The organism is Pengzhenrongella frigida (genome assembly GCF_004168625.1).
In the GTDB taxonomy this organism is placed as follows: Bacteria; Actinomycetota; Actinomycetes; order Actinomycetales; family Cellulomonadaceae; genus Pengzhenrongella; species Pengzhenrongella frigida.
Genome location: NZ_SDWW01000026.1, coordinates 45,932 through 62,887 on the forward strand (window position 1 = coordinate 45,932; position 16,956 = coordinate 62,887).

The 16,956-nt window shown below is 71.8% G+C and carries 16 protein-coding genes; 7 read left to right on the top strand and 9 right to left on the bottom strand.

Annotated features, from left to right (window positions below; translation table 11 throughout):
• Positions 1-43 precede the first annotated feature (43 nt).
• The 6 genes from EUA98_RS11750 to EUA98_RS11775 are packed head-to-tail and all read left to right on the top strand — an operon-like array spanning position 44 to position 7,159.
• Positions 44-523: an NADH-quinone oxidoreductase subunit B family protein gene (locus EUA98_RS11750; protein ID WP_130102875.1), complete on the top strand. Its 480-nt coding sequence runs from the start codon at positions 44-46 to the stop codon at positions 521-523.
• The gene (locus EUA98_RS11755) at positions 520-2,520 is read left to right on the top strand and encodes a proton-conducting transporter transmembrane domain-containing protein (protein ID WP_207219066.1); all 2,001 of its coding nucleotides are present in this window, start codon (positions 520-522) and stop codon (positions 2,518-2,520) included. The genes EUA98_RS11750 and EUA98_RS11755 overlap by 4 nt, the downstream gene beginning before the upstream one ends.
• Positions 2,517-3,479, top strand: a complete 963-nt coding sequence (locus tag EUA98_RS11760) for a respiratory chain complex I subunit 1 family protein (protein ID WP_207219067.1) — start codon at positions 2,517-2,519, stop codon at positions 3,477-3,479. The genes EUA98_RS11755 and EUA98_RS11760 overlap by 4 nt, the downstream gene beginning before the upstream one ends.
• Before the next feature lie 16 nt (positions 3,480-3,495).
• Positions 3,496-4,158, top strand: a complete 663-nt coding sequence (locus EUA98_RS11765) for a hypothetical protein (RefSeq protein ID WP_130102876.1) — start codon at positions 3,496-3,498, stop codon at positions 4,156-4,158.
• The gene (locus EUA98_RS11770) at positions 4,158-5,627 is read left to right on the top strand and encodes a proton-conducting transporter transmembrane domain-containing protein (RefSeq protein WP_130102877.1); all 1,470 of its coding nucleotides are present in this window, start codon (positions 4,158-4,160) and stop codon (positions 5,625-5,627) included. Before EUA98_RS11765 ends, EUA98_RS11770 begins: the two co-directional genes overlap by 1 nt.
• The gene (locus tag EUA98_RS11775) at positions 5,624-7,159 is read left to right on the top strand and encodes a hydrogenase large subunit (protein WP_130102878.1); all 1,536 of its coding nucleotides are present in this window, start codon (positions 5,624-5,626) and stop codon (positions 7,157-7,159) included. Before EUA98_RS11770 ends, EUA98_RS11775 begins: the two co-directional genes overlap by 4 nt.
• Before the next feature lie 17 nt (positions 7,160-7,176).
• On the opposite strand, the gene EUA98_RS11780 is transcribed toward EUA98_RS11775, so the two are convergent.
• The 9 genes from EUA98_RS11780 to EUA98_RS11820 all read right to left on the bottom strand — a co-directional run bounded on the left by EUA98_RS11780 (position 7,177) and on the right by EUA98_RS11820 (position 14,243).
• Entirely contained in the window at positions 7,177-7,476 is a 300-nt protein-coding gene (locus EUA98_RS11780) for a hypothetical protein (RefSeq protein WP_242511426.1), read from the bottom strand.
• Positions 7,477-7,570: 94 nt separating this feature from the next.
• The gene (locus tag EUA98_RS11785) at positions 7,571-8,407 is read right to left on the bottom strand and encodes a DUF6390 family protein (protein ID WP_242511428.1); all 837 of its coding nucleotides are present in this window, start codon (positions 8,405-8,407) and stop codon (positions 7,571-7,573) included.
• A gap of 8 nt (positions 8,408-8,415) precedes the next feature.
• Positions 8,416-9,333, bottom strand: a complete 918-nt coding sequence (locus tag EUA98_RS11790) for an EamA family transporter (protein ID WP_130102880.1) — start codon at positions 9,331-9,333, stop codon at positions 8,416-8,418.
• Positions 9,330-9,590, bottom strand: a complete 261-nt coding sequence (locus tag EUA98_RS11795; RefSeq protein WP_130102881.1) for a HypC/HybG/HupF family hydrogenase formation chaperone — start codon at positions 9,588-9,590, stop codon at positions 9,330-9,332. Before EUA98_RS11795 ends, EUA98_RS11790 begins: the two co-directional genes overlap by 4 nt.
• Positions 9,577-10,098 (bottom strand): hydrogenase maturation protease, encoded by a 522-nt coding sequence (locus EUA98_RS11800; RefSeq protein WP_130102882.1) that lies wholly within the window; start codon positions 10,096-10,098, stop codon positions 9,577-9,579. Before EUA98_RS11800 ends, EUA98_RS11795 begins: the two co-directional genes overlap by 14 nt.
• Entirely contained in the window at positions 10,095-11,402 is a 1,308-nt protein-coding gene (locus EUA98_RS11805; protein ID WP_130102883.1) for a Ni/Fe hydrogenase subunit alpha, read from the bottom strand. Before EUA98_RS11805 ends, EUA98_RS11800 begins: the two co-directional genes overlap by 4 nt.
• Positions 11,399-12,208 carry an NADH-quinone oxidoreductase subunit B family protein gene (locus EUA98_RS11810; RefSeq protein ID WP_130102884.1) on the bottom strand — a complete coding sequence of 270 codons (810 nt, stop codon included), beginning with the start codon at positions 12,206-12,208 and terminating at the stop codon, positions 11,399-11,401. The genes EUA98_RS11805 and EUA98_RS11810 overlap by 4 nt, the downstream gene beginning before the upstream one ends.
• Positions 12,208-13,080, bottom strand: a complete 873-nt coding sequence (locus EUA98_RS11815; RefSeq protein ID WP_207219068.1) for an FAD/NAD(P)-binding protein — start codon at positions 13,078-13,080, stop codon at positions 12,208-12,210. The genes EUA98_RS11810 and EUA98_RS11815 overlap by 1 nt, the downstream gene beginning before the upstream one ends.
• Positions 13,081-13,109: 29 nt before the next feature.
• Positions 13,110-14,243 (bottom strand): 4Fe-4S dicluster domain-containing protein, encoded by a 1,134-nt coding sequence (locus EUA98_RS11820; protein WP_207219069.1) that lies wholly within the window; start codon positions 14,241-14,243, stop codon positions 13,110-13,112.
• A 227-nt stretch (positions 14,244-14,470) separates the two neighbouring features.
• On the opposite strand from EUA98_RS11820, the gene EUA98_RS11825 reads away from it, so the two are divergent.
• The gene (locus EUA98_RS11825; protein WP_130102886.1) at positions 14,471-16,930 is read left to right on the top strand and encodes a DMSO/selenate family reductase complex A subunit; all 2,460 of its coding nucleotides are present in this window, start codon (positions 14,471-14,473) and stop codon (positions 16,928-16,930) included.
• The last annotated feature ends 26 nt before the right edge of the window (positions 16,931-16,956 follow it).

Genomic DNA, 16,956 nt, shown 5'->3' on the forward strand with positions numbered 1-16,956 from the left:
GCACCTCGTCGCACCGCTGAGCCGCACACGAAAGTAGGGACGCATGACCTGGATCGGCAAGATCCGCCGAGTCGGGCGGATCGTGGAGCCCGCGCCCGCTGCACCCGAGCCGACCGTCGCACCCCCGACCGGCGTGCGCGGATCGCTCCAGCTGCGGCACGTCGACGCCGGCTCGTGCAACGGCTGCGAGCTGGAGCTCGCCGGTGCGTTCTCGCCCGTCTACGACGCCGAGCAGTACGGCGCGCGCCTGATCGCCTCGCCGCGCCATGCCGACGGGCTGATCGTGACCGGGGTCGTCACGCACAACATGCATGAGCCGCTGCTCAACACGCTCGCCGCCGTGCCCGAGCCCCGGGTCGTCATCGCGGTGGGCGACTGCGCGTGCAACCGCGGCGTGTTCGCGACGGCGTACGGCGTCGTGGGATCGGTCGCCGACGTGATCGACGTCGACGTCCAGGTGCCCGGCTGCCCGCCCACGCCCGACCAGATCGTCACCGCACTGCGTTCGGTCACCGGCAAGTGACCACCACCGTGCTCCCCGCCGCCGCTGCCGAGCTCGGCGAGGGTCCCCGCACTGCTCGCCTCGCCCGCGAAGCCATCGCCTCCGGCCTCGCCACCACCCTGCTCGGCGCGCTCGGCCTGGTCCTCGGCGTGGTCGCGATCTTCGGCCCGACCCGGCACCTGCGGATCGACTGGCTGCTGCCGCTCGCCGGGGTCCGCTTCGACGTCGACCCGCTCGGCGGCCTCTTCATCGCCGTGACCGGCGCCGTCGCGGTCGCCGTGGGCATCTACACCGTCGGGTACGCGCAGCGCGAGCACTGGGCCCGGTTCCCGATGGTCGTGCTGCCCCTGTTCGTGGCCGGCATGCTCCTCGTCCCGGCCGCCGGGTCGGTCCCCACGTTCCTGCTGGCCTGGGAGCTGATGGCCGCCGCGTCGCTGGTGCTGGTGCTGTCCGAGCACAACCGCGGGGCGGTCCGGTTCGCCGGGGTGTTCTACGCGGTCATGACGCAGCTGGGCTTCGTGATGATCCTGCTCGCGCTCGTCCTGCTGTCCGCCGCGGCCGGGGGCGACGCGTTCACCACGATCGCGGCCCACGCGGACGACATGTCGGCCGGGACGCGGACAGCCGTCTTCGTGCTGACCGTCCTGGGGTTCGGCTCGAAGGCCGGCCTGCTGCCGCTGCACGCGTGGCTCCCGAAGGCCCACCCCGAGGCACCGAGCCCGGTGTCGGCGCTGATGAGTGCCGCGATGGTCAACATGGGCATCTACGGCATCATCCGTATCGACCTGCAGATCCTCGGCCCCGGGCCGCAGTGGTGGGGTCTGACGCTCATGATCCTCGGTGCCGTCTCGGCGGTCTTCGGGGTGCTGCAGGCCACGGTCGCCACCGACCTCAAACGGCTGCTGGCCTACTCCACCACCGAGAACATGGGCCTGGTCACGCTCGCGCTCGGGACGGCGTCGCTGCTGTCCGCCTCCGGGGCGCCCGACGTCGCCGCCATCGCGATGACCGCGGCGCTGCTGCACGTGCTCGCGCATGCGGCGTTCAAGACGCTCGCGTTCCTCGCGGCCGGCTCCGTGCTCGCCGCGACCGGGCTGCGGGACCTCGACAAGCTCGGCGGCCTCGCCCGCCGGATGCCGGTCACCACCGTGATGTTCGGGATCGGAGCGCTCGGCGCGTCGGGCCTGCCGATGGGTGCCGGGTTCGTCAGCGAGTGGATCCTGTTCCAGAGCCTCATCCACTCCCCCCCCGACGGCAACACCCTCCTCGCCCTGGCGATGCCGCTGTCCGTGGGCGCGGTCGCGCTCACGACCGGGCTCGGGATCGCCTCGATGGTGAAGGCGTTCGGCGTCGGCTTCCTCGCGCGGCCGCGATCGGTCGCCGCCGAGGACGCCCGCGAGTCCCCCATGAGCATGCTCACCGGCATGGGGCTGGCGGCGGCGGCCTGCGCGGTGTTCGCGTTCTGGCCGGCCTTGGTGGCACCCGCCCTGCGCGGCGTGCTCGACGCGCTGCCCGAGGTCGGCGGGGACACCGCAGGGGTCCAGCTGGCGACGTTCCTGCGCCTGCCGGGGATCGACGGCTCGCTCTCTCCCGCCCTGCTGGCGGTCGCCCTCGCTGCCGGCGTGCTCCTCGCGTTCGCGGCGTCCCGCTGGGGCGCCCGGCACCGGCCCGCGCCGGTCGAGGTTCCCCTGTGGGCGTGCGGCGCCGAGACCCTGAGCCCCCGGATGCAGTACACCGCGACCTCGTTCGCGGAGCCGCTGCAGCGCGTGTTCGACAACGTGCTGCGGCCCGATACCGACGTGGAGGTCACTCATTTCGCCGAGTCGCAGTACCTGGTCGAGAAGGTCACCTTCACCACTCGGCTCGCCGACCCGGTGGAGCAGCGGCTGTACACCCCGGTGGTGGGCGCCGTGATCGCACTGGCCCAGACCGTGCGCCGCGCCCACAACGGCAGCGTGCACCTCTACCTGCTGTACGGCGCCATCGGGCTGCTCGTCGTGCTGCTGGTCGCCCAGTGAGCGCCCTGTCGATCGTCGCGGCCGTGCTCCAGGTCGTCGTCGTCCTCGTCGGCGCCCCGTTCGTGGTCGGTGGGATGCGCCAGGTGCGCGCCCGCCTCGAGGGCCGCGCCGGGGGCGGCGTCGGGCAGCCGTGGCGGGACCTGCGCAAGCAGCTCCGCAAGCAGCAGGTCACCCCGCGCGGGACGACGCTCGTGTTCGCGGTGGCCCCGGCGATCGCGGCCGGCACCACCCTGCTGATCGCGGCGATCCTGCCGATCTTCGCTCTCGGCTCGCCGCTCGACTCCGTGGCCGACCTGTTCGGCGTCGTCGGGCTGCTGTTCCTGGGGACGGTCGCCCTGACCCTGGCGGGTCTGGACACCGGCACGGCGTTCGGCGGGATGGGCTCCAGCCGCGAGATCACCATCGCCGCGCTCGTCGAGCCGACGATCCTGCTCGCGGTGTTCGCCCTGTCCATCCCGGGCCAGTCGGCCAACCTGTCGGCCATCGTCTCGGCCACGCTCGACAACCCGGGCCAGGTGTTCTCCCTCGGCAGCGTGCTCGCGTTCGTCGCGCTCGTGATCGTGATCATCGCCGAGACCGGGCGGCTCCCCGTGGACAACCCCTCGACCCACCTCGAGCTGACCATGATCCACGAGGCGATGGTCCTCGAGTACGCCGGCCCGAAGCTCGCGCTCGTCGAGTGGGCCAGCGGGATGCGGCTGACGGTGCTGCTCGCGCTGCTGGCGAACCTGTTCCTGCCGTGGGGCATCGCCGGGGCCGATCCGTCGCTGCTCGCGGTCCTGATCGGCGTCGTGGCGATCGCCGTCAAGGTGTCGGTGCTGGCCGGACTGCTCGCGGCCGGCGAGGTCTTCATCGCCAAGCTGCGGTACTTCCGCGTGCCCGAGCTGCTCTCCGGGTCCTTCCTGCTCGCGCTGCTCGCGGTGACCGCGTCCTACTTCCTCGCCACCCCGACCCGATGACCGGAAGGATCCGCTGATGTCCCTCGCGACCTATACCGGCGTGCTCGACCTGACCGCAGGTGCGTTCCTGCTCGCCGCGGTGCTCATCGTGTGGCGCCGCGAGCTCCGCTCGATCGTGCACCTGCTGGCCTGGCAGGGCGTGGCCCTCGCCGCGATCCCCCTCACCGAGGGGCTCTACGAGGGCAACCCGGGCCCGGTCATCGTCGGCCTCGTCGTGCTCGTCCTGCGCGCCGGCGTGCTGCCCGTGCTGCTTCTGCGGGCCGTCGGGACCGCGGACGCCGAGCGCCGAGAGAGCACACCGCTGGTCAACACGACGTCCTCCCTGCTGATCACCGCCGCCCTGACCATGCTCGCGTACGCGGTCACCCGGCCGATCATCGCGCTCGACCAGGCCGCGGCCACCCGCGCCGTGCCCGCCGCGTTCGCCGTGATCCTCATCGCCCTGTTCGTGATGGTGAGCCGCCGTCGGGCCCTGTCCCAGGCGGTCGGGTTCCTGATGCTCGACAACGGCATCACGGCCACCGCGTTCCTCATCACCGGCGGCGTCCCCCTGATCGTCGAGCTCGGCGCGTCGATGGACGTGCTCTTCGCCGTGTTCGTCCTCGGGCTGCTCACCGGCCACATGCGTCGCGCCTTCGGGGGCACCGACCTCGATCAGCTACGGGAGTTGCGCGACTGATGAGCTATCTCTTGCTCGTACCCATCCTCGCCCCGCTCGTCGCGGCCGGCCTCGCCGCGCTGCTCGGCTGGCGGCGCCTGACCGCGTACGTCACGCTCGCGGCCGCCTTCGCCGTGCTGCTCAGCGGCGCGATCCTGGTCCACCGGGTGGAGTCCGGGGCGGTCTTCGCCGTCGGTCACCTGCTGCGGGCCGACTCCCTGACCGTCACCATGCTGCTCGTGATGGGCACGGTCGGCACGCTCGCCACCTGGGCCAGCGTCGGCTACATCGACGCCGAGCTCCGCGACGGGCACACCGACCGCGCCGGCGCGCACCTGTACGCCGTCCTCCTGCCGCTGTTCCTCGCGGCGATGGCGCTGGCCGTGGTGGCCAACAACATCGGCGTCATGTGGGTCGCCATCGAGGCCACCACCGTGGCCACCGCGTTCCTCGTCGGCCACCGCCGCACCCGGGCGGCGTTCGAGGCGGCCTGGAAGTACGTCGTGATCTGCTCGGTCGGCATCGCCCTGGCCCTGCTCGGCACCGTGCTGCTCTACTTCGTCAGCCTCCACGCCGGTGCCAGCAGCGCGCACGCACTCGACATCGACACGCTGCTGAACAACGCCGCCCAGCTCGACCCCGACGTGACCCGCCTCGCCGCGGGGCTGCTGCTGCTCGGCTATGGCGCCAAGGCGGGGCTCGTCCCGTTCCACACCTGGCTCGCCGACGCCCACAGCCAGGCGCCCGCGCCGGTCTCGGCGCTGATGAGCGGCGTCCTGCTGTCGGTGGCGTTCGCGTCGCTGCTGCGGGTCAAGTCGGTCGTCGACCTGACGCTGGGCACCGGGTTCCTCCGGGCCGGGCTCCTCGTCGTCGGGCTCCTCACGGTCCTGATCGCGGCCTCCCTGCTGGTGGTCCAGACGGACTTCAAGCGGATGCTCGCCTACTCCTCCATGGAGAACATGGGCCTGGTCGCGATCGCGGCGGCGGCCGGCACCAAGCTGGCGATCGCCGCGCTCCTGCTCCACGTGCTGGCGCACGGCATCGGCAAGTCGCTCGTGTTCCTCGCGGCCGGCCAGCTCCAGGCCGCGCACGACTCCACGGCGATCAGCGCCGTCACCGGCGTCCTGACCCGGTCCCGCCTCGTCGGGGTGGCCTTCGCGGTCGGGCTCGCGGTCCTGATCGGGCTGCCGCCGTTCGCCATGTTCGCGAGCGAGCTGTCCATCGCACGGGCGCTGGCCGGAGCGAACCTCGGCTGGGTTCTCGGTGCCACCCTGCTGCTGCTGACCATCGCGTTCGCGTCCTTGGTCCGCAACGGCAGCCGCATGCTGCTCGGTCCGCCGCAACCGGACGCCCCGACCATCGCCCTGCCGGGCACCGTCGCCGCGGCGATGGTCACCGGCATCATCCTGAGCCTGGCCCTCGGCCTCAGCGCGGGTCCGCTCACGGCGCTCTTCCAGTCCGCTGCCACCCAGCTCGGAGCCAGCTCATGACCGTCCCCCAGCCCCCCATCGGCGCACCCGCCGGCCTCCACCGCACCAGTCGGACCCTGCTGCCCGAGGAGCTCGCCGGGCAGGCCGCGTCGCTGCTCGAGGCCGGCTTCCGCCTCGGCCTGGTCGCCGCGCACGACGACGGCGCGACCCTGCGGGTGGTGTACCTGTTCCTGGCCGGCGACCCGGACCGCCGGGTCGAGCTGCAGGTCCGGCTCCCCGCCGACAACCCGCGGATCGCCTCCCTCGCCCCGCTGTCGTTCGCGGCCTCCCGGTTCGAGCGCGAGATGCACGACCTGTACGGCATCGTGCCCGTCAACCACCCGCTCCCCCGCCGCATGGTCCGGCACGCGCACTGGCCGGCGGGCTGGTACCCGATGCGCTCCGGCGCGGGCGACGTGCCGCCGTTCCGCGACACGGGCGCCGACGCCTACCCGTTCATCGCGGTCGAGGGCGACGGGGTCTACGAGATCCCGGTCGGGCCCGTCCACGCCGGGATCATCGAGCCGGGTCACTTCCGCTTCTCCGTGGTCGGCGAGAGCGTCCTGAAGCTCAAGGCCCGCCTGTGGTTCACCCACCGGGGCATCGAGAAGCTGTTCGAGGGCTTCGCCGCGACCGAGGCCGTCCACCTGGCCGAACGCATCAGCGGAGACACGTCCGCCGCGCACGCACTGGCCCACACGCTCGCGGTGGAGGACGCGCTCGGTATCACCATGCCCGCAGCCGCCCAGCAGCTGCGCGCCCTGCTGGTCGAGCTCGAGCGGCTGTACAACCACGCAGCCGATCTCGGAGCGCTGCCGAACGACGTCGGATTCTCGCTCGCCAACGCGCACGCGCTGCGCATCCGCGAGCAGCTGCTGCGGATCAACCTCGCCACCACCGGCCACCGGCTGCTGCGCGGCGGCATCCGGCCGGGGGCGGTCGAGCTGCTCAGCCTGCCCGACCCGGCCGAGCTGGACCGGATCGCGGCCGACCTGGCGGAGGTCGTCGAGCTCTCGCTCGCGAACTCGGTCATCCGCGACCGGTTCACCGGCACGGCGGTCCTCACCCGCACCCAGGCCTACGACCTCGGCTGTCTCGGCTACGTCGCCCGCGCGAGCGGCCTGGCCACCGACGCCCGGACCGACCACCCGGCCACCCCGCTCGCGGTGACCCCGGCCACCGCGACCGACGGCGACGTGCTCGCCCGGTTCACCATCCGGCGCGACGAGTTCGCGTCGTCGGTCCGGTTGGTGAAGCAGCTCATCGCGGCCGCCGGCCCGCTGAGCTACCGCGCCGAGCCGGCCGAGCGGTCCGCGGCCGAGCCGACGTCGGCCGCCGTGCGCAGCGGGGTCGGCATCGTCGAGGGCTGGCGCGGGACGATCGTCCACCGCGTCGAGGTGGCCCCCGACGGGCTGCTGACCCGCGCCAAGGTCGTGGACCCGTCCTGGTTCAACTGGCCGGCCGTACCGCTGTCGATGGCGGACACGATCGTCCCGGACTTCCCGGTGACCAACAAGAGCTTCAACCTGTCCTACGCGGGCAACGACCTGTAGCGCACCCGCGCACCGCGTCATCGCGACCGTCGGCTCGCAGCCGCGCCCGAACCGGCGCCGCCGGAGAAGACCGCGCTCACCCCGAGCATGAAGCCGAAGTTGTACCAGTTGCCGTTGTTGTGCACCTCGTAGATGTTCACGTCGGAGTTGAACAACGAGACGAGGAACGTGATCGGGCTGATCAGGCCCTGCCAGAGCCCGAGCCAGAAGCCCGCGACGTCCGGGTTGCCGACCCCGACCGAGTCGTTCGGGCCGGCAGCACACCCCGCGAGCCCCAGCAGCGCGAGCCCGCACACCCCTGCCACGAGCAGAACCATCCGCAGACTTCTGGTCCGGGTCATCTCCACCACCTGTCGTCGGTCTCCATCATGGACGTCCGGCGCACGCACGTCCCGCGATCGTGCGTGCTGGTCAGCCGAGCACGCGGACGGGCGGCGGGACCGCCAGGGCGTTCACCGCCGCGAGCTGTCGGCCGGTGCGGTAGCGCAACGCAGCGAGCCGGCGCGGGGTGAGCCGTTCGCACACCCAGTCCCAGTGCAGCGAGCACCAGTCGCCGGGGCGCAGCGGTCCGGCGAGTCCCAGCCCGTCCATCGCCACCACGACCTGGTCGAGGTCGGGCGGTCCCTCGCGCAGCACCCGCCCGTCCCACTCGAGCGGGCGGCTGCGCACCACGGCGCGATCGCCGACGACGTCGACCACCCGGCCCCACCGGACCCGGCACCGGTCCAGCACCCGCAGCGGTTCGTCGACGCGGCCGGACCGGAGCAGCCCGAGCCACGGGTAGACGCCGAACACATGGAAGCTGTGGTGCGGCTGCGCCCCCGGGATGGCCTCGGTGAACTGCGACCACGACCGCCCGGCTCGGGCGCGGAACCGGTCCTCGAGCGACCCGCCCATCATCGAGACGGGAACGCGGTCGAGCAGCACGTTGCCGATCCAGTACGCCTCGACCACGCGGACGTCGAGCGGGTCCCCGATGCCGTTGGCCGCCGCGATCAGCTCGAGGTACGGCCACGCGCCGGCGAAGCCCCGCGCCAGCTCACGCAGACCGCCGTCGTCCGCCGGGCCGCTGACCAGCTCGAGAAGGTGGTGGGGCGCGTCGGGGCCGCAGAAGCCCAGCTCGTTCGGCGGATAGGCGTACCGGGCGAACAGCACGGGTCCGCTGACCGGCCGGCCACCGACCCGCGCCGGCGCGCCCCGACGATCCCGCACCGCATCGGAGACCGGCGACGTCCCGCCCTCGAGCACGATCGGCCCTAGACCGCGAGCGCGCGCGGGAGCTCGTCCGCGCTGCGCCACACGTGCCAGGACAGCAGCATCCCGCCACCGAGCAGCAATCCGAGCCAGACCAGCTGCGGCGAGACGCCCGCACCACCGACCGCGGCCTGCAGCCCGGCGGTCACCAGGGCCCCGAGCACGAGCACCGCGGTCACGTCGACCGCCTGCGCCCGGGCCAGCGCCGCGAACCAGGTCGACACGAAGCCGGCCAGGATCACCCCGGTCAGCAGCACCCAACCCCACTGCGCGGCGTCCATCGACACCAGGATCGCCGCCTGGCCGCGGACGACGACCCATGCGACGAGCAGGAGGGCCCCGATCCCCATCCGGGCCAGCCCCACCGTCCACGACGACACCTCGCCGAGCAGCCGCTTGGCGACGACCACCTCGACCGACCAGAGCAGGGTCGCGGCGAGGATCATCAGCTCGCCGGAGCCGACGGCGGTCGTGATCCCGCCGACGAGACCGATCTGGCCGATCACGAGCAGCGCGATCGCCACCCAGTGGAAGACGGACAGCCGCTCGCCGAGCAGCGCCACGGCCAGCACCGCGACCCAGACCACCAGGGTCTTGTGGAGGAACGCCGACTGGACCGACGACGCCCGTGCGAGCCCCTCGAAGAACAGCAGGAACGGGATGCTGCCGCCGATGACCCCGACCGCCGTCAGGCCGAGCCACTGGCGGGCACCGTGCGGACGGGTCACCCGCGCACCCGCGCGGCTGCCGGCGGTCACCACGACCAGCAGGACCACCGCCGCGACGAGGTTCTTCGCCGTCGTGTAGACGGACGCGTTGCCGAAGGCCTTGACGCCATAGCTGTTGAGGAAGACCGCGACGCCGCTGAGCGCGGCCGTGGCGAGGGCCAGGAGAAGGCCCGTCCGTCGGGTGCTGGTCATGCCGATCCCTCCAGGGGGGTGCGGGGTGCAGCGGTGGCAGCAGGTGACAGACCTGCTCGCAGGGCCAGGGCGTCCTGCGCCTCCGCGACGCTCAGCCGGTCCAGGGCGAACCCGGCGTGCATCACGACCCAGTCGCCGACCTCCACGGGAGCGTCCAGCGTGACGAGCGAGACCGCCACCGTGCGGTCCGCGGTGTGCACGCGCGCCCAGCCGCCGCGCCGGAGCTCGACGACGCGGCCCACCTCACCGAGACACATCGAGATCGACCTCCTGGGCCGGAATCTGGTGCTGCGCGGGGAGCTGGCGTGCGAGCGCGCCGACGACGGCGGCGACCGCCGCGGGCAGGGCGTCCTGCACCGTGGCCGACAGCGAGGTGGAGTGCTCGACGGTGGCCGCCTCGACCCCGACGAGCACGAGCCGCGGCGGCAGCCGGTGCAGGGCGCGGGCCAGCTCGACGGCGGCGGCGAGCCCGAAGGCGTGCGTGCCGCCGCGTCCGGTGCGGGCCCACGCATCCGCGGTGAGCGGGGGCGCGTCCGCGCCGGCAGCCAGCACGAACAGCGCTCCCGGTGCTGCGCCCGATCGGACGGCGTCGACCACGAGGGCGAGGTCGGCCTGACCCCACACGTCGATCAGGCCGGTCGGGTCCTCGTGCTCGATGACGGCCACGCCCGGCAGCCCGAGGGCCGCCACCCGCCGTGCGACCCAGAGCCCGACGGCGTCGTCCCCACCGTCGGGACTGCCGAGCCCGATCACGAGGTCGGTCATGTCCGCTCCACGGTGAGGTCCAAGAAGTGCGTGGCGCACGAGATGCAGGGGTCGTAGTTGCGGATGGCCGCCTCGCACCGGTGGGACAGGTCGTGGTCGGACAGCTCGAGCCAGCTCTCGGCGAGCGTGCGCATGTCGGCCTCGATGCTCGGCTGGTTCTGCGACGTCGGCGGGACGATCTGCGCGTCGAGGATCGTGCCGTCGTCGTCCAGGCGGTAGCGGTGGAACAGCACGCCGCGGGGTGCCTCGGTGGCGCCGAACCCCTCGCCCGCGCGGGCCGGCACCGGGACGGACGGCGCTGTCCCGTCCCGCCAGGCGTCGATGATCCGCAGCGCCTCGCTGAAGACCTCGACCAGCTCCACCGACCGCACGATGATCGATCGGAACGGGTTGCGGCAGGTCTCACCGAGGCCCGCCTCCCGGGCGGCCTGCTGGGCGAGCGGCGACAGCCGGTCGAAGTTCAACGTGTACCGCGCGAGCGGCCCGACGACGTAAGGCCCACCGCCGTCGAGGCTGGCGTGCAGCGCGTTGGAGTGTGCGACGTGGTGCTCGGTGATGTGCTCCGGGAAGTCACGCACGTCGAAGGCGGTGCCGGCCGTCGTCACCACGCTGCCCGACTCGATCGGGTAGCCCTGCTCGGGCCGCAGCGAGAGGTAGGTGTACGGCTGCTCCAGGTCGGGGAAGTCGAAGGTCGACACCAGCCGCACGGTCGCCAGCGCATCCTCGAGCCCGCGTTCGAGCGCCGGCCTCAGACCGCCCAGCTCCGCGACCGTGGGCATCCGGTAGAAGCCGCCGAGCTTGACGTTGATCGGGTGCACCGACCGGCCGCCGACGAGGGTCATGAGCTCGTTGCCGACCTTCTTCAGCCGAAGCCCCTGCTCGACGGCGGCCGGGTGGTCCTTCGCCATCTCGATCCCGCCCGGGTAGCCGAGGAAGTCCGGGGCGTGCAGCAGGTAGATGTGCAGGGCGTGGCTCTCGATCCACTCGCCGCAGTACAGCAGGCGGCGCATGGTGCGGATCGTGTCGGGCACGCTCACGCCGCAAGCGTCCTCGAGCGCGTTGCACGCGCTGAACTGGTACGCGACCGGGCAGATGCCGCAGATTCGTGCGGTGATGTCAGGCGGTTCGGTCCAGGACCGGCCCCGCAGGAACGCCTCGTAGAACCGGGGCGGCTCGAAGATCCGCAGCTCGACCGCACCGACGTGCCCGTCATGGATCTCCAGGTGCATCCCGCCCTCGCCCTCGACCCGCGAGAGGGTCCCCACGTGCAGCACCTGGCCGCCGTCGGTCAGCTTGTGGCTCATGTCAGGGCCTCCTCGTCGCGCGCGGGCTCGTGCCGCTCGCTCTCCCGGCGAAATGGCTCGGAGGCGGCGTTGAAGGTCCGGTAGATGCGCATGACCTCGTCGTCGGCCATCCCGAGCGAGATCAGGCGGTCGGACATCGCCGCGGTGTTCGGCGAGTCCTGCGGCCCGAAGCAGCCGTAGCAGCCGCGGGCGAAGGCCGGGCACAGGGCCCCGCAGCCCGCCTGCGTGACCGGGCCGAGGCACGGGGTCCCGTTGGCGACCGCGACGCACACCGCACCACGCCGCTTGCACTCGACACACACGCTGTAGGTGGGGATCCGCGGCTTGCGGCGCTGGATGTAGGCGGCGAGCACCTCGAGCAGCTGATGCTTGTTGATCGGGCAGCCGCGCAGCTCGAAGTCCACGTCGACGTGCGCGGAGATCGGCGTCGACCGCGCCAGCGTCGACAGGTACTCCGGATGGGCGTAGACCACGGACCGGAACTCCGCGATGTCCCCGAAGTTGCGCAGGGCCTGGATCCCGCCGCTGGTCGCGCAGGCCCCGATCGTGACGACGTTGCGCGACATCTCGCGCACCTGGCCGATGCGCTCGATCTCCTCGGGCGTGGTGACCGAACCCTCGACGAGCGAAACGTCGTACGGGCCCTCGACGACGGCGCGCGTCGCCTCCGGGAAGTACGCGATCTGCACCTCGCCCGCGAGCGCCATCAGCTCGTCCTCGCAGTTGAGCAGGGTCAGCTGGCAGCCGTCGCACGAGGCGAACTTCCATACGGCCAGCTTCGGCAGGGCCTGGGTCTGGATCGTCATCACAGCTCCCGACTGGACAGCAGCGGGGCGAGCCGGTCGTAGGTCAGCACCGGCCCGTCGACGCAGACGAACAGCTCGCGCAGCTGGCAGTGCCCGCACAGCCCCACGCCGCACTTCATGTTGCGTTCCATCGACATGCGGATCCGGCTCGGCCGCACCCCACGGTCGGCGAGCGCTGCGGCCGAGAACCGCATCATCACCTCGGGCCCGCACACGAAGGCCGTCGTGTTCCGCGGGTCGAACCCCGCCCGGGGGATCAGCTGGGTGACCAGGCCGACCTTGCCGCGCCAGGCGTGCTGCCCGTTGTCGACCGTGACGCCCACCACGATGCCGTGGTCGTGGGCCCAGCTGCGCAGCTCGTCGCCGAAGATGATGTCCTCCGGGGTGCGTACCCCGTACAGCAGGACGACCCGGCCGTACCGGTCCCGCTCGGAGATCAGCTCGAGCAGCGCCGGGCGCAGCGGCGGGAACCCGATCCCACCGGCGATGAACACCACGTCACCGCCCGCGCCGAGGGACACGTCCCACGAGGTGCCGAACGGGCCCCGCACGCCCAGCAGCGTGCCGACCGGTGCCGTGATGAGCGCGTGGGTGACGACGCCGACGTCGCGGATGGTCTGCTCGAGCGGCCCCCCGCGGGCCGGGTCCCCGCTGATGGAGATCGGTACCTCCCCGACCCCGAAGGCGTCGAGCATCGTGAACTGACCGGGGCGGTAGGCCAGCGGTGGGCCCTCGGTCGGCTCGAGCTCGAGGGTGAAGGTGTCCCGGGTGTCCTGACGGGTGTGCGCGATCCGGTACCGCCGGGGTCGCATCGGGTCGGCGAGCGTCTCCGGCGACGTCCCCGCCCGGTGGAGGTGTTCGACCATGCTCATCGTCTGCTGCTCCCGCCCTGTGGATCGCCTCAGCTGCGGCCCGCGGCTGGTTGCGGGGTCCAGCGCAGTGCTGCGGCCTCCGCGGTGATGTCGATCGCCGCCGGGCACCAGGTGATGCACCGGCCGCACCCCACGCACCCCGACATGCCGAACTGGTCCTGCCAGGACGCGAGCTTGTGGGTGATCCACTGGCGGTACCGCGACCGGATCTCGGGCCGGATGGCGCCGCCGTGGATGTAGGAGAAGTCCTCGGAGAAGCACGAGTCCCACACCCGCCGCCGCTCGGCGACGTCGCCGGTGAGGTCGGCCACGTCCTCGACCGACGTGCAGAAGCAGGTGGGGCACACCAGCGTGCAGTTGGTGCACGCCAGGCACAGGGAGGCGACGTCGTCCCAGCGGGGGCTCTCGGCGTTCGCGTACAGGACCTCCTTGATCCCGTCGGTGTCGAGCGTGCGGCCCATGTGCGCGACGGACCAGGCGACGGCGTCGTCGGCGGCCCGCACGTCGTGCGCCGGCGCGGACGTCGTCGGGACCTCGGCGAGGACCTCCTCACCCCGCGGTGTGCCCACCTCGACGAGGAACCGGTGCGGGCCGTCGTCGAGCAGCTCGGTCAGCGCGAGGTCGTAGCCGGCGTCCGGCCGCGGGCCGGTGCCCATCGAGGCGCAGAAGCAGGTGCCGCCCGGAGCGGTGCAGGTCACGGCCACGACGAAGGCGCCGGCCCGGCGGGCCGCGTACCGCACGTCGACGTGGTCGCGACCGAGGAGCACGACGTCGTGGATCGCCAGGGCGTGCAGGTCGCACGATCGGACCCCGAGCAGCGCGTACGGCCCCTCGTCCCCGGCACGCTCGGCCCCGTCCTCGTTGACCGTGAACTCCTCGCCGGTGCGCCGCCCACGCCAGATGAGCTCCTCGGCCGGGAACAGCACCGGCTTCGGGGACTGCGCACCGGCGGCGAAGCCGAACAGGGCGTCGTCGGCGCGGCGTCGGAGCCGGTAGTGCGCGGCGTCCTGGTCGTCGCCCCAGCCGCGCGGGAGGTCGTCGATCGTGGCGATCGGCGCGTGCACGATCGCCCCGTCCCGCACCGTGGGCCCCACGACGGCGTAGCCGCGAGCACGCAGAGTGTCGATGAGCCCCTGCAGCCCGAGCAGATCAAGAACCCGCATCTCGGCATCCATGAGACGCCTCCCCATCGATTCCCTCCCCACGCTTGCACGCGCGGACAGCACCCTCCAGGGACCTTTGTCCGCATACGTCCGTTGTGCCCGAAGCCGGAGGCGAAACGGTTCAATCCCGACATTGATAGGACCATTGACCCGCCTTTGGGGCTGAGCGGGGGCAAACATGAGATAAGACCCGAGGACCTTCTGCCTTCCATCCGAGAGGACACACCGTGACCGCCCCCACCACCGATCGCCCCACCACCGGAGGCGTTCCGCGGCGTTCGTTCCTCAAGTGGTCCGGCGTCACGGGGGGTGCCGCGGCGCTCGTGACCACCGGCGCGCACCTCGGTTCCGTTCCCGGCGTCGGGGCAGCCAATGCCGTCCTCGTCTCCGGCGGGCTCGACGTCGACCGGACCACCTGGTCCGCGTGCATCATCAACTGCGGCTCGCGGTGCCCGCTGCGGCTGCAGGTCAAGGACGGCACCATCGTGCGGGTGCTGCCGGACGACACCGGTGACGACGAGATCGGGTCGCAGCAGATCCGGGCGTGCGTGCGCGGTCGATCGATGCGCCAGCGCATCTACAACCCGGACCGGCTCAAGGCCCCGCTCAAGCGCGTCGGCAAGCGCGGGTCGGGCGAGTTCGAGGAGATCACCTGGGACGAGGCGTTCACGCTGTTCGCCGACAAGCTGAAGTACACGATCGAGACGTACGGCAACGAGGCCGTCTACAAGCAGTACGGCTCGGGCACCTGGAACGGCCTGCTCTCGACCAGCGGTGGCTGGAAGCGCCTGCTCAACCTCATGGGCGGATTCCTCGGCTACTACGGCAACTACAGCTACGCGCAGATCGGCACGTGCACGCGGTTCCACTACGGGAACACGGACGAGCAGATGGGCAACAGCTTCGAGGACAGCGCCGAGAACTCGAAGCTCATCGTGCTGTGGGGAAACAACCCGCAGGAGACCCGCATGAGTGGCGGCGGCGTGCTGTTCACCTCGATGTGGGCCAAGAAGAAGGCCGGCGTCAAGATCATCGTGATCGACCCCCGCCAGTCCGACTCCGTCGTGACCCTCGCAGACGAGTGGCTCGCGCCGCGTCCCGGCACCGACGCCGCCCTGGTGGCCGGCATGGTGCACACGATGGTGTCCGAGGGGCTGCACGACCAGGCCTTCCTGGACACGTACTGCCAGGGCTTCGACGAGGCACACATGCCCGCGGGGGTCCCCGCGGGCAACTCCTACCGGAGCTACGTGATGGGTGAGGGCCCCGACGGGATCGCGAAGACCCCCGCCTGGGCCGCCTCGATCAGCGGGGTGCCGGCCGACGCGATCGTGCGGGTCGCCCGCCAGATCGCCCTGGCCGGACCGGTCAACATCGCCCAGGGCTGGGGCCCGCAGCGGCACGCCAACGGGGAGAACCAGGCGCGCGCGATCTACACGCTGGCCGCGGTGACCGGCAACGTCGGCATCCCCGGCGGCGGCACCGGTGGGCGGGAGGGCTACTACTGGCCCGTGTCCGAGTGGTTCCCCGACGGGAAGAACCCGGTCAAGACCCAGATCTCGGTGTTCGGCTGGACCGACGCGATCGAGCGGGGCGCGGAGCTGACCAAGCTGCGCGACGGCGTGCGAGGCAAGGACAAGCTCGACGTCGGCATCAAGTTCATGCTCGCCTACGCCGGCAACATGCTCTCGAGCCAGCACTCCGACATCAACCGCACGCGCGAGATCCTCAAGGACGAGTCGCTGTGCGAGTTCATCGTCGTGGTCGACAACCAGATGACCGCCTCGGCCAAGATGGCCGACCTCATCCTGCCGGACACCACGACCGCCGAGCGCTGGGACATGGCGCCGAGTGAGTACACCGGCGACACGGCGTACGTGATCATGTGCGAGAAGGCGATCGAGCCGCTGTTCAACTCCATGCCGTCCTACGACATCTGCACCGGGATCGCCAAGAAGCTCGGCATCGAGGCGGAGTTCACCGAGGGACGCACCGAGGAGGAGTGGGTGCGTTGGCTGCACGACCAGACGCGTGCGGAGCACCCCGACTTCCCCGAGTTCGACCAGCTCCGCGAGCAGGGGATCTACCGCTACAAGGACCCCGAAGGTCCCACGATCCCCCTCAAGGCGTTCCGCGCCGACCCGGTGGCCAACCCGCTCGAGACGCCGTCGGGCAAGATCGAGATCTTCTCCTCCGAGCTCTGGGAGATGACCCAGACCTGGCAGTTCGACAACCCTGGCCCCGGCGACAAGCTCACGGCCCTGCCGGAGCACGTCGACACCTGGGAGGGCGCGGTCGAGGCGCGGACCAACACGAAGTTCCCGTTGCAGGTGATCGGGCACCACTACAAGGCCCGCACGCACTCGACCTACGGGAACGCCGCGTGGCTGAAGGAGGCCCATCCGCAGAAGGTCTGGATGAGCACCCTCGATGCGGCGGCGCGCGGGATCGCCAACGACGACCTGGTGGAGGTCTTCAACGACCGCGGCCGGATCCGGCTGCCCGCCAAGGTGACCACCCGCATCCTGCCGGGCGTGCTGTCGGTGCCGCAGGGGGCCTGGTTCAACCCCGACAAGGACGGGGTCGACACGGGCGGCGCGGTCAACACCCTCACGAACATCCACCCCACCCCGCTGAGCAAGGGCAACGCCCAGCACACCACGCTCGCTCAGGTTGAGAAGGTTTGACGGTCATGGCGGACAAGCTGGGTTTC

Coding starts and splice junctions, on each gene's coding strand:
- EUA98_RS11780 (WP_242511426.1), bottom strand. CDS start 7,476: ATGGTTCTGCTCGTGGCAGGGGTGTGCGGGCTCGCGCTGCTGGGGCTC.
- EUA98_RS11765 (WP_130102876.1), top strand. CDS start 3,496: ATGTCCCTCGCGACCTATACCGGCGTGCTCGACCTGACCGCAGGTGCG.
- EUA98_RS11820 (WP_207219069.1), bottom strand. CDS start 14,243: ATGCGGGTTCTTGATCTGCTCGGGCTGCAGGGGCTCATCGACACTCTG.
- EUA98_RS11750 (WP_130102875.1), top strand. CDS start 44: ATGACCTGGATCGGCAAGATCCGCCGAGTCGGGCGGATCGTGGAGCCC.
- EUA98_RS11795 (WP_130102881.1), bottom strand. CDS start 9,590: ATGTGTCTCGGTGAGGTGGGCCGCGTCGTCGAGCTCCGGCGCGGCGGC.
- EUA98_RS11790 (WP_130102880.1), bottom strand. CDS start 9,333: ATGACCAGCACCCGACGGACGGGCCTTCTCCTGGCCCTCGCCACGGCC.
- EUA98_RS11770 (WP_130102877.1), top strand. CDS start 4,158: ATGAGCTATCTCTTGCTCGTACCCATCCTCGCCCCGCTCGTCGCGGCC.
- EUA98_RS11800 (WP_130102882.1), bottom strand. CDS start 10,098: ATGACCGACCTCGTGATCGGGCTCGGCAGTCCCGACGGTGGGGACGAC.
- EUA98_RS11810 (WP_130102884.1), bottom strand. CDS start 12,208: ATGACGATCCAGACCCAGGCCCTGCCGAAGCTGGCCGTATGGAAGTTC.
- EUA98_RS11815 (WP_207219068.1), bottom strand. CDS start 13,080: ATGAGCATGGTCGAACACCTCCACCGGGCGGGGACGTCGCCGGAGACG.
- EUA98_RS11805 (WP_130102883.1), bottom strand. CDS start 11,402: ATGAGCCACAAGCTGACCGACGGCGGCCAGGTGCTGCACGTGGGGACC.
- EUA98_RS11775 (WP_130102878.1), top strand. CDS start 5,624: ATGACCGTCCCCCAGCCCCCCATCGGCGCACCCGCCGGCCTCCACCGC.